This is a genomic window from Serratia sp. SCBI, assembly GCF_000747565.1.
Taxonomy (GTDB): domain Bacteria; phylum Pseudomonadota; class Gammaproteobacteria; order Enterobacterales; family Enterobacteriaceae; genus Serratia; species Serratia ureilytica.
Genome location: NZ_CP003424.1, coordinates 182951 through 195537, shown reverse-complemented (window position 1 = coordinate 195537; position 12587 = coordinate 182951). Strand labels below are relative to the sequence as shown.

Here is a 12587-nt window from a genome sequence, read left to right as displayed (position 1 = left end):
CGCCGCCGGGTTACAGCCAGTTCTTGCGCTTGAAGTACAGGTAAGGGGCCAGGCCCGCCAGGATCATCAGCGTGATCGCGCCCGGGTAGCCGAACGACCATTTCAGTTCCGGCATGAATTCGAAGTTCATGCCGTAGCTGGAGGCCACCAGCGTAGGCGGCAGGAACACCACCGACACCACCGAGAAGATCTTGATGATGCGGTTCTGTTCGATATTGATGAAGCCCATCGCCGCCTGCATCAGGAAGTTCACCTTCTGGAACAGCGATTCGTTGTGCGGCAGCAGGGATTCGATGTCGCGCAGCACTTCACGCGCCTGCTCCAGCTGACCGGTCGGCAAACGCGCCTTGCGCACCAGGAAGTTGAGCGCGCGCTGGGTATCCATCAGGCACAAACGCACCTTCCAGCCGATATCTTCCAGCTCCGCCAGCGTCGACAGCGCGGCGTCGTATTCGTCGCCCTGATGCCCTTCCATGATCACCCGGCTGAGCTGTTCCAGATCGCTGTAGATATTCTCTATCTCGTCCGCCAGCTGTTCAATCTTGGTCTCGAACAGATCCAGCAGCAGTTCGTAAGCGTTGCCTTCGAGCATCGTCTGGTTGCGGGCGCGCATGCGGTACAGGCGGAACGCCGGCAGTTCGCGCTCACGCAGGGTATACAGGCGGCCGTCGCGGATGGTGAAGGCCACCGTGGAGTTGCCGGCGTGATCTTCCGCATCTTCAAAGTAGAAGAAGGAGTGGATATGCAGACCGTCTTCGTCTTCGAAGAAACGGGCGGAGGCTTCGATGTCGTCCAGTTCAGGACGCGTCGCCAGGCTTTGTCCCAGCTCATTCTGCACGCGCTCACGCTCGCCCTCTTCCGGCTCGACCAGATCAACCCACAGCGATGACGTGAGATCATCTGAGTCGTCCAGTTCCAGACGGGACAAGCGGCGGTTATCTAATTTAAAAGCGCTCAGCATGTGCCAAAACTCCGTGAAGGTAACGGGTGCGGACAACGCGTTGAAGCACAGAAACAGAGGGAGATGCGTATCACCGATTTGTTTCAGACCATGAAGAGATCTGACTCATAGCGACACTTTGCGGGGTCGCCGACAACCACGAAGGCTATCAGCAAAAACGGAGAGCCTTAGAAGTTATACCTGCGGCGCAGGTCAGTGAGCCAGTATCTACTGGGTGTGTCCAAGGCGTCTGTCCTCAATGATAATAGTGCGCGCATGTTACGCCGAGAAGAAAAAGCCTGTCAACACGTTAGGCGGGATAATTGCGCAACAAATCATCACGATGATCAATAGCAGAAATGGGGCTTAAACCGTACTGAAAAAGTCGCGGCGATCGCTTACCGCCACCAAGAATGTTGCTAAGATGACATCACCCTAATGGTACGACAAGCATGCGGATTTAAATGATGAAACAGATTACCGCCCATGAACTGACCGCGATGAGCGAACAGGCCGCCAGCGTGGCCCGCCTGCGCGCGCACCGCACCTTACACGAAGAGCTGAGCGACCCGGTGCAACGCCTGGCGATCGCCATGGAACCCGGCACCTATATCCGCCCGCACCGCCACCCGCAAACCTGGGAGCTGCTGACGCCGCTGCGCGGCCGCTTTGTGGTGCTGCAGTTCAACGATGACGGCGTCGTAACACAGCGCACCCTGCTCGGCGAAGAAACCAAAGTGCTGGAGATGCCGGCCTTTACCTGGCATGCGGTGCTGTCGGTCGATGCCGGCGGCGTAGTGTTCGAAGTGAAGCAGGGCCCGTATCAGGCGCTGACCGAAGAAGACTGCATGCAGTGGGCGCCGCAGGAAGGCGGTGAAGGCACCGAAGCGGTGATGCGCTGGTATGCCACCGCACAGGTCGGCGACCGGTACCCTCACTGATCGTGAAAGGTTGCAGGGGCTGGCCCCTGCAACGCCTCTCTCTTTATACCGTTTCCAAACGCGCGTAGGCCGCCACCAGCCATTTGATGCCCTCACCCGGGAAGGCGATCTGCAGCCGGCTGTGCTCGCCGCTGCCCTCCAGATTGACGATGGTGCCTTCGCCAAACTTGGGATGACGCACGCGCTGGCCCAGCTTGTAACCGGTGTCGTTCTCGCTGATCGGCGTGCCCATGCGGCGGTGATTGACCGGGCGCGATACGCTGGCGCGCAGGCGCACTTCTTCCACGCACTCCTCCGGCAATTCGCCGATAAAGCGCGACGGCCGGTGATAAACCTCTTTGCCGTACAGACGGCGCGTTTCAGCATAGGTCAGCGTCAGTTTCTGCATGGCGCGCGTCACGCCCACATAGGCCAGACGGCGCTCCTCCTCCAGACGGCCGCCTTCGTCCAGCGACATCTGGCTCGGGAACATGCCTTCTTCCATGCCGACGATAAACACCAGCGGGAACTCCAACCCCTTGGCTGAGTGCAGGGTCATCAGCTGCACCGCGTCCTGATAGGCGTCGGCCTGGCCTTCGCCCGCTTCCAGCGCCGCGTGCGACAGGAATGCCTGCAGCGGCATCAGATCCTGATCTTCTTCCTGATAGCTGAACTGGCGCGTCGCCGTCACCAGTTCCTCAAGGTTTTCGATGCGCGCCTGTCCCTTCTCGCCCTTTTCCTGCTCATACATGATGAACAGCCCGGAGTCGCGGATCACCCGATCGGTCTGCACGTGCAGCGGCATATCGGCGGTTTCATGGGCCAGCGACTCCACCAGCTCGATGAAGCGCTGCAGCGCCGACGCGGCGCGGCCGGCCAGAACCTTGTCCTGCATCAGTTCGCGCGTCGCCTGCCACAGCGTCAGCTGGCGATCGCGCGCCGCCTGGCGCACCACGTCGAGGGTGCGATCGCCGATGCCGCGCGTCGGGGTGTTGACCACGCGCTCAAAGGCCGCGTCGTCGTTGCGGTTGGAGATCAGGCGCAGGTAAGCCAGCGCATCCTTGATTTCCTGACGTTCGAAGAACCGCTGGCCGCCGTAGATACGGTACGGCATCGCCGTCTGCAGCAGCGCCTCTTCCAGCACGCGCGACTGGGCGTTGCTGCGGTACAAAATGGCGCAATCGTTCAGCGCGCCGCCGTTGTCTTGCCAGGTCTTGATGCGGTTGACCACAAAGCGCGCTTCGTCGAGTTCGTTGAAGGCGCAGTAGAGGGAAATCGGCTCGCCTTCGCCGCCTTCGGTCCACAGGTTTTTACCCATGCGCCCGTCGTTGTTGGCGATCAGGGTGTTGGCCGCTTTCAGGATGTTGCTGGTGGAACGGTAGTTCTGCTCCAGGCGGATGGTTTCCGCGCCGGGGAAATCCTTCAGGAAGCGCTGGATGTTTTCCACCTGCGCGCCGCGCCAGCCGTAGATAGACTGGTCATCGTCGCCGACGATCATCACGTTGCTGTTGCCGCCCGCCAGCAGGCGGATCCAGGCGTACTGGATGCTGTTGGTATCCTGGAATTCGTCCACCAGCACGTTGGTGAAACGCTCGCGGTAGTGGTTGAGGATATGCGGCTTGTTCAGCCACAGCTCGTGCGCGCGCAGCAGCAGCTCGGCGAAATCCACCAGCCCCGCGCGATCGCAGGCTTCCTGATAGGCCTGGTAGATGCGCAGCCAGGTGGCCTCTACCGGGTTGTTGTAGGTCTCGACGTGCTGCGGGCGCAGGCCTTCGTCTTTCTTGCCGTTGATGTACCACATCGCCTGACGCGGCGGCCACTGTTTCTCGTCGACGTTCAGCGCCTTGATGATGCGCTTGAGCAACCGCAGCTGGTCGTCGCTGTCGAGGATCTGGAAATCCTGCGGCAGGTTGGCTTCCAGATGATGAGCGCGCAGCAGGCGGTGCGCCAGACCGTGGAAAGTGCCGATCCACATGCCGCCCTGGCTGGTGCCGATCAGATGTTCGATACGGTGGCGCATTTCCGCCGCCGCCTTGTTGGTGAAGGTCACCGCCATGATCGAATACGGTGAGCAGTTCTCCACCGACAGCAGCCAGGCGATGCGATGCACCAGCACCCGCGTCTTGCCGCTGCCCGCTCCGGCCAGAACCAACAGGTTGCTGCGCGGCGCCGCCACGGCTTCACGTTGTTTTTCATTCAGGCTGTCGAGCAGATCGGAGACGTCCATAGGCACCACTAATGGTTAAGGAAAAACCCGCCGGCGACGGGTTTTTCACTGGAAATTTATACAGAGTTCTGGCAGGGATTATAACAATGCTGTCAGCGATGCCAACTGCGAAATCTCAATATGCGGCAGCAGGCGGCTGTCGGCGGCCTGCATCAGGCTGCGTTGCCGATCGTTGATCCAACAGGCCTGCAGCCCCGCGCGCAGCGCGCCGGCCACGTCGGTGGTCAGATCGTCGCCCACGTGCAGGATCTGCTCGGGCGCCACGCCCAGCCGCTCGACGGCCAGGTGATACATGTCCTGATACGGCTTGGCGCGCCCGTCCGGCCCGGAACGCAGCACAAACTGAAAGTAGCCGTCCAGGCCGCACTGCGCCGGATCGGCGTTGCCGTTGGTGATCGCCACCAGCGGGTAGCGCGCCGCCAGCGCCTTCAGCGTGGCATGGGTCGCTTCCGGCACCTCGATACGGCTGCGCCACAGCGCGAAATTCTGCATCGCCGCATCGGCCCCGATCGCCGCTTCGGCGTCGCGCAGCCCCTGCCGGCTCAACGCCAGATGAATGGCGCGCCAGCGCCACTGGGTGACGTCGTGGTAGATCTCCGGATCCTGCTCGCGCAGTTCCTGGCGCAGGCGGTGGAAATCCGCCGACTGGAAGCCGTTCAGGCCGGGATGGTAGCTCTGCAGGAAGGCCACCGACTGCTGCTCGGTTTGCCGGATCACCGGACGGTTGTCATACAGCGTGTCGTCCAGATCGAAAGTCAGCGCCGCCAGCGGGCGCAGCGGGCGATAAAAATGCATCAGGATTTCCCCCGTTTGGCGCGCGGATGCGCGGCATCGTACACGTTCGCCAGATGTTGAAAGTCGAGGTGGGTATAAATTTGCGTGGTGGTCAGGTTGGCGTGGCCGAGCAGCTCCTGCACCGCGCGCAGATCGCCGCTGGACTCCAGCATATGGGTGGCGAAGGAGTGGCGCAGCTTGTGCGGATGGATATGGCTATTGACGCCCTGCTTCACGCCCCATTCGGCGAAGCGTTTTTGCACGTTGCGCGTCGAGATGCGTCGCCCCTGATTGGACAGGAACATGGCGTCGTCCTGCGGCCCAAACAGATCGCGCATCGCCAGCCAGTGTTCCAGCCAGGTGACGGCGGTGCGCCCAATCGGCAGTTTGCGTTCTTTGCTGCCTTTCCCCATCACCCACACCTCGCCGGCCGCCATATCGACATGGCGGCAATCCAGCCCCACCAGCTCGGAGAGGCGCAGGCCGGCGCCGTACATCACCTCGAGCATGGCGCGATCGCGCACCGCCAGCGGATCGTTGAGATCGATCTCCAGCAGTTGGTTCATTTCATCGACGTCGATGTTTTTCGGCAGATGGCGGCCGCTGCGCGGCGTGCGGATGCCCTTGGCTGGGTTGGCGTGCAGCACGCCCTGGCTGACCAGCCAATCGAGGAAGCTACGCAACGAAGAGAGCCGCAGCGCCAGGCTGGCGGACTGCAGACCGGCGCGTTTGCTGCGCGCCGCCAGCATGCGCACCCGGGCGGCGTCCAGCGTCGTCCAGTCGGTGACGCCGATCTCCTGCGCCAGGCGCATCAGCGCCGTCAGCTGGCGTGAATAGCTGAGCTGCGTCAGCGGGCTGAGTTGCCGTTCTACCTTGAGATAACGCAGAAAAGCGTCCACCGGCTGCTGCAGGCTGGGCGCAATCGGCGTCATGCGCGTTCGATCCAGCGTTCCAGCAGCGCCGGCAGCATGCGCGCCAGCTGATTGAGCATCACCGTACCCATGCCCTGCTGATAATGTTGCGTATCGCGGCTGCTGAAGATCACCATGCCCAGCTCGCCGTCGTCGCCCAACATCGACAGCGCCACCGAGCCAATTTGGCCAATCTGTTTGGCCTGCGGCAACAGCAGCAGCAGCTCGGGGCCGTTCAGGCTGCCGAGATAGTGTTGTTCGCTGCCCAGCCGCTGAATGCGGAACGGCTCGAACGCCGAACGCATCAGCGCCAGGTGGGTGAAATCGGAAGGCGCGCCGATATTCCAGCGCTCGGCGAACAGCCGAACCGTGGCGCCGGCCAAACCGAAGCCGCGCGCCCAGCGCTGCAGCCGGTTTAGCATGTCCTGCAGGCTGTCGGCGGTGGCCAGATCGGCCTGCAGGTGCAGCAGTCTAGCGAACAGCCCTTCGTTGGCGCTGGCCTGCTCCATCAACAGCGTGATCTCTTCTTCCAGCCGTTCGATGTGATTGCGCTGGCGAGCCAGATGCCATTCCACCAGCGAAACGGTGCCGCGCACCGGGTGAGGCACGCGCATCTGCTCAACCTGGCGCGCGTTGCGAATAAAGAAATCCGGGTTCTGCAGCAGGTACTGCATCACGGCGTCGTCATCCAGCGCCAGGCCGGCGACGCTCTGTTCTTCTACGCTTTTCATAGATGAATAAATCCGTCATAGACATGGGTTGCCGGACCGGTCATAAACAGCGGATTGCCCGGCCCTTTCCAGCGAATATGCAGGCTGCCGCCCGGCAGTTCTACATGCACCTCTTCTGACAGCAATTCCTGTTGGATCCCTACCGCCACCGCCGCGCAGGCGCCGCTGCCGCAGGCCTGCGTTTCACCGGCGCCGCGCTCGTAAACGCGCAGCTTGATGTGATCGCGGCTGACCACTTGCATAAAGCCGATGTTGGCCCGTTCCGGGAAGCGCTCGTGCCCTTCCAGCACCGGCCCAAGCAGCTCCACCTTGGCGGTTTTTACATCATCCACCTGCAAAACACAATGCGGGTTGCCCATCGACACCACGCCGCACAGCACGGTATGTTCCGCCGCGCGCATGATGTAGGTCTTTTCCGCCTTGGCGGCGCGGAACGGCACCGCCTGCGGATCGAAATTCGGCTCACCCATGTTGACGCACACCAGATCGTCGTCGGTGACGCTGAGCACCATACGCCCGGTTTGGGTGCTGACGCGGATATCGCGCTTGTTGGTCAACCCTTTCAGCCGCACAAAGCGCGCGAAACAGCGCGCGCCGTTGCCGCACTGCGCCACTTCGCTGCCGTCGGCGTTAAAAATTCGGTAGTGAAAATCCAGCTCGGGATCGTAAGGCGGTTCTACCACCAGCATCTGGTCAAAGCCGACGCCCAGGTGCCGATCGGCCAGCCGGCGGATCAGCTCAGGTGAAAAATAGACATTCTGTGTAACGGCATCGACCACCATAAAGTCGTTGCCCAGACCGTGCATTTTGGAGAACTGCATATCATACTCCGCTATCTGGACGCGCTATCCGTCTTGATTTTGCGGCGGCGCTCGCCACCGCAAACCGGGTGTTACTGGGCAACCATCGACGGTTTTTGCTGAGAGCCAGACTGCTCCTGCTGGTTCTTTTGCAGCTGATCGCCCGTTTGCACCGGCGGTTTGGCCGGTTTTTGGCCGGCGGAGTCGGCAGGTGGGAAGTAAAGCGGGCCTTTCAGACCACAGCCGGCGAGGCCGGTAACCAGAACGGCCATCAGCGCATAGCGTAGTTGTTTTTTCATTTGCATTAATGCCTGTAATTCATGCGTCCAAGGTCTCTATAATCGCAGGTGGATCATGAAAAGCAATAGGAATTGAATATGAACGACAGTGAGTTTCACCAGTTGGCCGACCAGCTGATGCTGAATATTGAAGAGACACTGGACGATTTTGACGGCGATGCGGATATCGATTACGAAACCAATGGCGGCGTGATGACGCTAAGCTTCGAAAACGGCACCAAAATCGTCATCAACCGCCAGGAGCCGCTGCACCAGGTGTGGCTCGCCACCAAGGCCGGCGGTTACCACTTCAACTACCGCGACGGCGTCTGGGTATGCGATCGCAGCGGGCAGCCGTTTTACCAACTGCTCAGCGAAGCGGCCAGCGCGCAGGCCGGCGAGGAACTGAGTTTTTCCTGAGGCTAAGCAGGGCTCGGCAACCGAGCCCTTGCGGCGTCAATGCAGCTGGAACTGCTGCTTCAGCGGCTGAGCGGCGCCGTCGGCCACCGTCACGCACAGGCTGGACAGCACGTTGCTGCGGAACGGGATCACCTGCGTGCGCCCGTCGAGCTGCACGATTTGATAGAACTGCGGCAGGTTGAAGTTGATGAAGCTGGAGCCGTAGGTAAAGCGGTCGTGCGACGAGGAATAGAAGCGGCTGACGTCGCGCACCAGCTCCTCTTTGCTGCCCTCGCAGTGGTGATACACCTCCACCCGATTCGACTCATCCAGAATATAGATGTTGAAGCCCTTGTCGTCTGAGGTGTCTTCGAAGAAGAACTGGATGATCCCCTCGCTGGCGAAACCGTCCACCACCGGCGGCAGATGCACCTGATCGGTTTCCACCTTGATAGACAGGCCGTGCAGCTTGTTGTTGGAGATGGCGCCGTAAAACTCCACCGCGTTCTCCAGCTTCTGCACCGACACGCTCAGGCGCTCGAAGAACAGCCCCCAGGTTTGCCCGGCGACGCGCACCGCCTTGAAGCGGCCGGGTTCCAGCCGGGTGCTGGACAGGCGCAGCTCGATGCACTCCGACACCAGCTGCTGAATGCGGGTACGAATAAGGCCGCGCAGGTGCTGACTGTAGCAGAACACTTCCACCGACTCCGGCGGCGCGGCGTCCTGGTGCATTTTGCCGAGAATGGTTTTCAATGCTTCCAGCACCGACTGCTCGCCGCTGAAATGCAGGGTACGCACTTCGTTCCAGGAGTTGCGATACAGCAGATCGATGCTGCCCACCAAACACTGCTGCTGCTGGCCGAAGCTGAACACGTCCAGCTTGCGGAAATCGAAGTGCACCACCTGATTGCGGAAGGCGGCGGTCGGATCGTTTTCCAGATTGACGATGATCGCCAGATGGCGAATCTCGCACGGGCTGTACAACGCTTTCGGCGTTGGCGCCGGCAGGCGCAGCGGGAAGTGATGGGAAACGTCGGCCACCAGCTCCTGCAGCTTGGCGGTGTCGCACAGATTGCCGCTCTTGATGTGCAGGCGGGTCTGCGGCGTTAGCAGGCCGTTGAAATAGGCCCAGGCCACCAGCTTGTTCAGGTAGCGGTTATATTCCAGCGGCTGATGGCTGACGATCGAATCCATAGCCGGTGCCTGATTATACAGGTACCAGCCGGTGCGGTTGGCGCGGCCAACCGGCACATGAATAAAGGTTAAATCGTTTTCCGACAGGTCCGGTGAAATCTGCGGGTTCACCAGCGTCACCTTGCCGGGCAGCGCTTCGAACGCCGCATACAGTTTGCGGGTCAGCACGCCGATATCCTGCGGGCTGGCGCTGACGCTGAGGTTGTTGCGGCGGGCGAAACGGATCAGGTTGCGGTAGCTCTGCATCATCGCGTCGAGCAGTTCGTTGTGCGCTTCGCGCACTCGCTCGATCTTCCAGTTGGCGCGGTTGTCCAGCATCGCCAGACGCTCTTCGCTCCAGCCCCACTCGCTGACCAATTGGCTGAGGATCTCGCGCCGCCAGCCGACGCAGGCCTTGGCCAGCGACAGCTTTTCACACACTTTCAGGTAGAAACAGCGACGGGCCAAATCGAGGCGGGTGGTGTCGTTGATGTCGGTGAGGTAGCGGGTGACGCGCTCGAGCATCATGCAGTAGGCGTCGAGCCCGAAGCTGACGATCTCGCCCTGGTGCAGGCGATGTTTGATGTCCGTCGCCAGCAGTTGGGTATTGGGGTATTCCCAGGAATAGGCTTCCAGCAGCAGGGTCTTCAGCACCGCCTTGTAAGGCGAATCGATGCTCTTGTACAGCTGCCAAAGGCTGGCGCCGAAGTACTCTTCCGCCGACAGCGAACTCAGGCCGCCGAGATCCAGCCACTCGTTCGGCGTCAGCGCGCCCTGCGCGTACAGCGACAGCACGTATTCATCGTAGTGCGCTTCTTCTTCGCCCGGCACCATGTTCCACAGGATGCGTTTGCCGGCCAGGCGCACCGCGGTGCGGTAGAACTCGTCCAGCAACAGGATGTGCTGCGTCGAGCCGCAGTCTTCGCCGCCCAGGCTGCCGCTTTCATTATGGCGGAAGCGGTTTTCGTCGATCAGGAAGAAGCTGACTTCCACCCCCATCGACGCGGCCCACTTCTCAAGCAGGCTGCATTTTTGCTGCAGGCGGGTGCGTTCTTCGTTGTCCAGCCAGGACTGGTGGCAGACCCAGATGTCGAGATCCGAGCTGCAGCTTTGGCCGATAGACGAGGTGCTGCCCATCGAATAGACGCCGGTGATCGGCAGCTCGCCGCTGGCCGGTTTGTCAAACGGGCTGCCCCATTTGTCTTCTAAATCGTTCAGGTAATCTTGTTGAGTTTCATCAGGCGTGTAGAGGCAAATGCCGTGGGGAACGTTACCGTTCAGGTAACCCGGCATCAGCGGGTGGTGGTGGTGCAGTAAGGTGGGCAGCAGACTGTATACCCGTTGAAACGCGGGCTTCATAGCCGCCAGGGCGCGATCGACGCGTAGCTGATTGATCGCATCCAGTCTCTGCTTCAATGTCTCGATGTAGAGGTACAAGACGTCTCGCCTGATTATCCCGGTGTTTAGAAAAAACCCGTATTCCATAAGCGCCGTTAGTGTAAGAAGAATATTTGGCGACTTATTGCTGGAAACGTGATCAATTTAACACCTTGCTGATTGACCGTAAAGGAGGTAACGCTTCACAATTATTGTAGCGCTTCCCTAAACGATTTACCCGCAGTGTTAACTGCCCCAAAGCACATCACACGTCCCTTTGATTCCGTTGTCCTTTTTCCGCCTCCGGCTTCTTGCACTGACAGTATTGACTCTCAGTGGTAGGATGGATGGCGAAATATAAAAACGGTAACAAGCATGTTAGACAAAATTATTCGAATTGCCACCCGACAAAGCCCGCTTGCACTTTGGCAAGCACATTATGTGCAGCAACGTCTGATGGCCTGCCATCCCGGCCTGCAGGTCGAGTTGGTGCCGATGGTCACCCGCGGCGACGTTATTCTGGATACGCCGTTGGCGAAAGTCGGCGGTAAAGGCCTGTTTGTTAAAGAACTCGAGCTCGCGCTGCTGGAAGGCCGCGCCGACATCGCCGTGCATTCGATGAAAGACGTGCCGGTCGATTTCCCTGCCGGGCTCGGTTTGACCACCATTTGCGAACGCGAAGATCCGCGCGACGCTTTTGTTTCCAATCGTTTCGCCTCGCTCGATCAGCTGCCGCTGGGCAGCGTGGTCGGCACCTCCAGCCTGCGCCGTCAGTGCCAGCTGCGTGAACGCCGCCCGGATCTTGTCGTGCGCGACCTGCGCGGTAACGTCGGCACTCGCCTGGCCAAGCTGGACAACGGCGACTACGACGCGATTATCCTGGCGGTGGCCGGCCTGAAGCGTTTAGGCCTGGAGCAACGCATCCGCAGCCCGCTGAGCGCCGAAGAGTGCCTGCCGGCGGTCGGCCAGGGTGCGGTCGGCATTGAATGCCGTCTCGACGACAGCGTCACCCGCGCGCTGCTGGCGCCGCTGAACCATGCGGCCACCGAAACCCGCGTGCGCGCCGAGCGGGCGATGAACACCCGCCTGGAAGGCGGCTGCCAGGTGCCGATCGGCAGCTATGCCGAACTGGATGGCGACAGCCTGTGGCTGCGCGCCCTGGTCGGCGCGCCGGACGGCAGCCAGATGGTGCGCGGCGAACGCCGCGGCCCGGCCGCCGAGGCCGAACGGATGGGCGTTGAGCTGGCGGAAGAGTTGCTGGCGCGCGGCGCGCGCGAGATCCTGCGCAAGGTTTATCAGGGAAATCCGCCGGCATGACGATCCTGGTAACCCGCCCATCGCCTTCGGGGGAGCTGTTAGTGAGCCGGCTGCGCGCACTCGGCCGGGTTGCCTATCATGCACCGCTGATCGACTTCGCGCCGGGCGGCGATCTGCCGAAGCTGCCGCAGGCGTTGCAGCAGCTTAGCGCCGGCGATCTGGTCTTCGTGCTGTCGCAACATTCGGTGAGTTATGCCGATTCGGTTATCGGCCGCGCCGGGCTGAGCTGGCCCGCTCACCTGGCTTATTACGCCATCGGCCGCACCACCGGGCTGGCGCTGCACCGCATCAGCAGTTTGCCGGTGGAATACCCGCGCGAACGCGAGATCAGCGAAACGCTGCTGCTGCTGCCGGCGCTGCAAAAATTGGCGGGCAAACGCGCGCTGATTTTACGCGGCAACGGCGGCCGCGAACTGTTGGGGTCGACGCTGAGCGAGCGCGGCGCCGAGGTCAGCTATTATGAATGCTATCAACGCAGCCCGGTGCACTACGACGGCAGCGAGCAAAGCGCCCACTGGCAGCGCGCCGGTGTGGATACGCTGGTGGTGACCAGCGGTGAAATGTTACAACAGCTCTATACTTTAGTTCCTGATTACTATCGTTCTTCATGGCTGCTGCGTTGCCGCCTGGTAGTAGTGAGCGAACGCCTGGCTACCCTCGCCCGGGAATTGGGCTGGCGTACGATTCGGGTAGCTGACAACGCCGATAATGACGCGCTGATCCGCGCGCTACAATAATCT

12 protein-coding genes are annotated in these 12587 nt (G+C 61.0%); 4 read left to right on the top strand and 8 right to left on the bottom strand.

The genetic code is table 11. The annotated features are described in order from the left end of the window. Positions 1-10 precede the first annotated feature (10 nt). Positions 11-961, bottom strand: coding sequence for a magnesium/cobalt transporter CorA (gene corA / locus SERRSCBI_RS00850; RefSeq protein ID WP_004934262.1), 951 nt, complete (start codon positions 959-961; stop codon positions 11-13). Between the two features lie 446 nt (positions 962-1407). On the opposite strand from corA, the gene SERRSCBI_RS00845 reads away from it, so the two are divergent. Continuing rightward, positions 1408-1881: a WbuC family cupin fold metalloprotein gene (locus tag SERRSCBI_RS00845; RefSeq protein WP_025160392.1), complete on the top strand. Its 474-nt coding sequence runs from the start codon at positions 1408-1410 to the stop codon at positions 1879-1881. A 43-nt stretch (positions 1882-1924) separates the two neighbouring features. Here SERRSCBI_RS00845 and uvrD read toward each other — a convergent pair whose 3' ends face one another. From uvrD to SERRSCBI_RS00815, 6 genes are all read right to left on the bottom strand, one after another. Further along, positions 1925-4087: a DNA helicase II gene (gene uvrD / locus SERRSCBI_RS00840; protein WP_025304874.1), complete on the bottom strand. Its 2163-nt coding sequence runs from the start codon at positions 4085-4087 to the stop codon at positions 1925-1927. A gap of 78 nt (positions 4088-4165) precedes the next feature. Next, on the bottom strand, positions 4166-4882 hold the full coding sequence (gene yigB / locus SERRSCBI_RS00835; protein ID WP_033636653.1) for a 5-amino-6-(5-phospho-D-ribitylamino)uracil phosphatase YigB: 717 nt from the start codon (positions 4880-4882) through the stop codon (positions 4166-4168). Further along, positions 4882-5793 carry a tyrosine recombinase XerC gene (gene xerC / locus SERRSCBI_RS00830; protein WP_033645020.1) on the bottom strand — a complete coding sequence of 304 codons (912 nt, stop codon included), beginning with the start codon at positions 5791-5793 and terminating at the stop codon, positions 4882-4884. The genes yigB and xerC overlap by 1 nt, the downstream gene beginning before the upstream one ends. Then, positions 5790-6503 carry a DUF484 domain-containing protein gene (locus SERRSCBI_RS00825; protein ID WP_042783445.1) on the bottom strand — a complete coding sequence of 238 codons (714 nt, stop codon included), beginning with the start codon at positions 6501-6503 and terminating at the stop codon, positions 5790-5792. Before SERRSCBI_RS00825 ends, xerC begins: the two co-directional genes overlap by 4 nt. After that, positions 6500-7324, bottom strand: a complete 825-nt coding sequence (gene dapF, locus SERRSCBI_RS00820) for a diaminopimelate epimerase (protein ID WP_004934244.1) — start codon at positions 7322-7324, stop codon at positions 6500-6502. The genes SERRSCBI_RS00825 and dapF overlap by 4 nt, the downstream gene beginning before the upstream one ends. 71 nt (positions 7325-7395) lie before the next feature. Next, positions 7396-7602 carry a lipoprotein gene (locus SERRSCBI_RS00815; RefSeq protein ID WP_084587942.1) on the bottom strand — a complete coding sequence of 69 codons (207 nt, stop codon included), beginning with the start codon at positions 7600-7602 and terminating at the stop codon, positions 7396-7398. Positions 7603-7680: 78 nt separating this feature from the next. Here SERRSCBI_RS00815 and cyaY point away from each other — a divergent pair, with 78 nt between their 5' ends. Further along, positions 7681-8001, top strand: a complete 321-nt coding sequence (cyaY, locus tag SERRSCBI_RS00810; RefSeq protein WP_033645025.1) for an iron donor protein CyaY — start codon at positions 7681-7683, stop codon at positions 7999-8001. Positions 8002-8037: 36 nt separating this feature from the next. Here cyaY and SERRSCBI_RS00805 read toward each other — a convergent pair whose 3' ends face one another. Continuing rightward, entirely contained in the window at positions 8038-10590 is a 2553-nt protein-coding gene (locus tag SERRSCBI_RS00805) for a class I adenylate cyclase (RefSeq protein ID WP_019452546.1), read from the bottom strand. Between the two features lie 315 nt (positions 10591-10905). Here SERRSCBI_RS00805 and hemC point away from each other — a divergent pair, with 315 nt between their 5' ends. Then, a complete protein-coding gene (gene hemC, locus SERRSCBI_RS00800) occupies positions 10906-11847 on the top strand; it encodes a hydroxymethylbilane synthase (RefSeq protein WP_033652430.1) in 942 nt (313 codons plus the stop codon). Next, complete coding sequence (gene hemD / locus SERRSCBI_RS00795; RefSeq protein WP_004934231.1) at positions 11844-12584, top strand: uroporphyrinogen-III synthase; 741 nt, start codon at positions 11844-11846, stop codon at positions 12582-12584. The genes hemC and hemD overlap by 4 nt, the downstream gene beginning before the upstream one ends. The last annotated feature ends 3 nt before the right edge of the window (positions 12585-12587 follow it).

Excerpts from the sequence above, each read along its gene's own strand:
- corA (WP_004934262.1), bottom strand. The coding sequence starts at position 961 with ATGCTGAGCGCTTTTAAATTAGATAACCGCCGCTTGTCCCGTCTGGAA.
- SERRSCBI_RS00845 (WP_025160392.1), top strand. The coding sequence starts at position 1,408 with ATGAAACAGATTACCGCCCATGAACTGACCGCGATGAGCGAACAGGCC.
- uvrD (WP_025304874.1), bottom strand. The coding sequence starts at position 4,087 with ATGGACGTCTCCGATCTGCTCGACAGCCTGAATGAAAAACAACGTGAA.
- yigB (WP_033636653.1), bottom strand. The coding sequence starts at position 4,882 with ATGCATTTTTATCGCCCGCTGCGCCCGCTGGCGGCGCTGACTTTCGAT.
- xerC (WP_033645020.1), bottom strand. The coding sequence starts at position 5,793 with ATGACGCCGATTGCGCCCAGCCTGCAGCAGCCGGTGGACGCTTTTCTG.
- SERRSCBI_RS00825 (WP_042783445.1), bottom strand. The coding sequence starts at position 6,503 with ATGAAAAGCGTAGAAGAACAGAGCGTCGCCGGCCTGGCGCTGGATGAC.
- dapF (WP_004934244.1), bottom strand. The coding sequence starts at position 7,324 with ATGCAGTTCTCCAAAATGCACGGTCTGGGCAACGACTTTATGGTGGTC.
- SERRSCBI_RS00815 (WP_084587942.1), bottom strand. The coding sequence starts at position 7,602 with ATGAAAAAACAACTACGCTATGCGCTGATGGCCGTTCTGGTTACCGGC.
- cyaY (WP_033645025.1), top strand. The coding sequence starts at position 7,681 with ATGAACGACAGTGAGTTTCACCAGTTGGCCGACCAGCTGATGCTGAAT.
- hemC (WP_033652430.1), top strand. The coding sequence starts at position 10,906 with ATGTTAGACAAAATTATTCGAATTGCCACCCGACAAAGCCCGCTTGCA.
- hemD (WP_004934231.1), top strand. The coding sequence starts at position 11,844 with ATGACGATCCTGGTAACCCGCCCATCGCCTTCGGGGGAGCTGTTAGTG.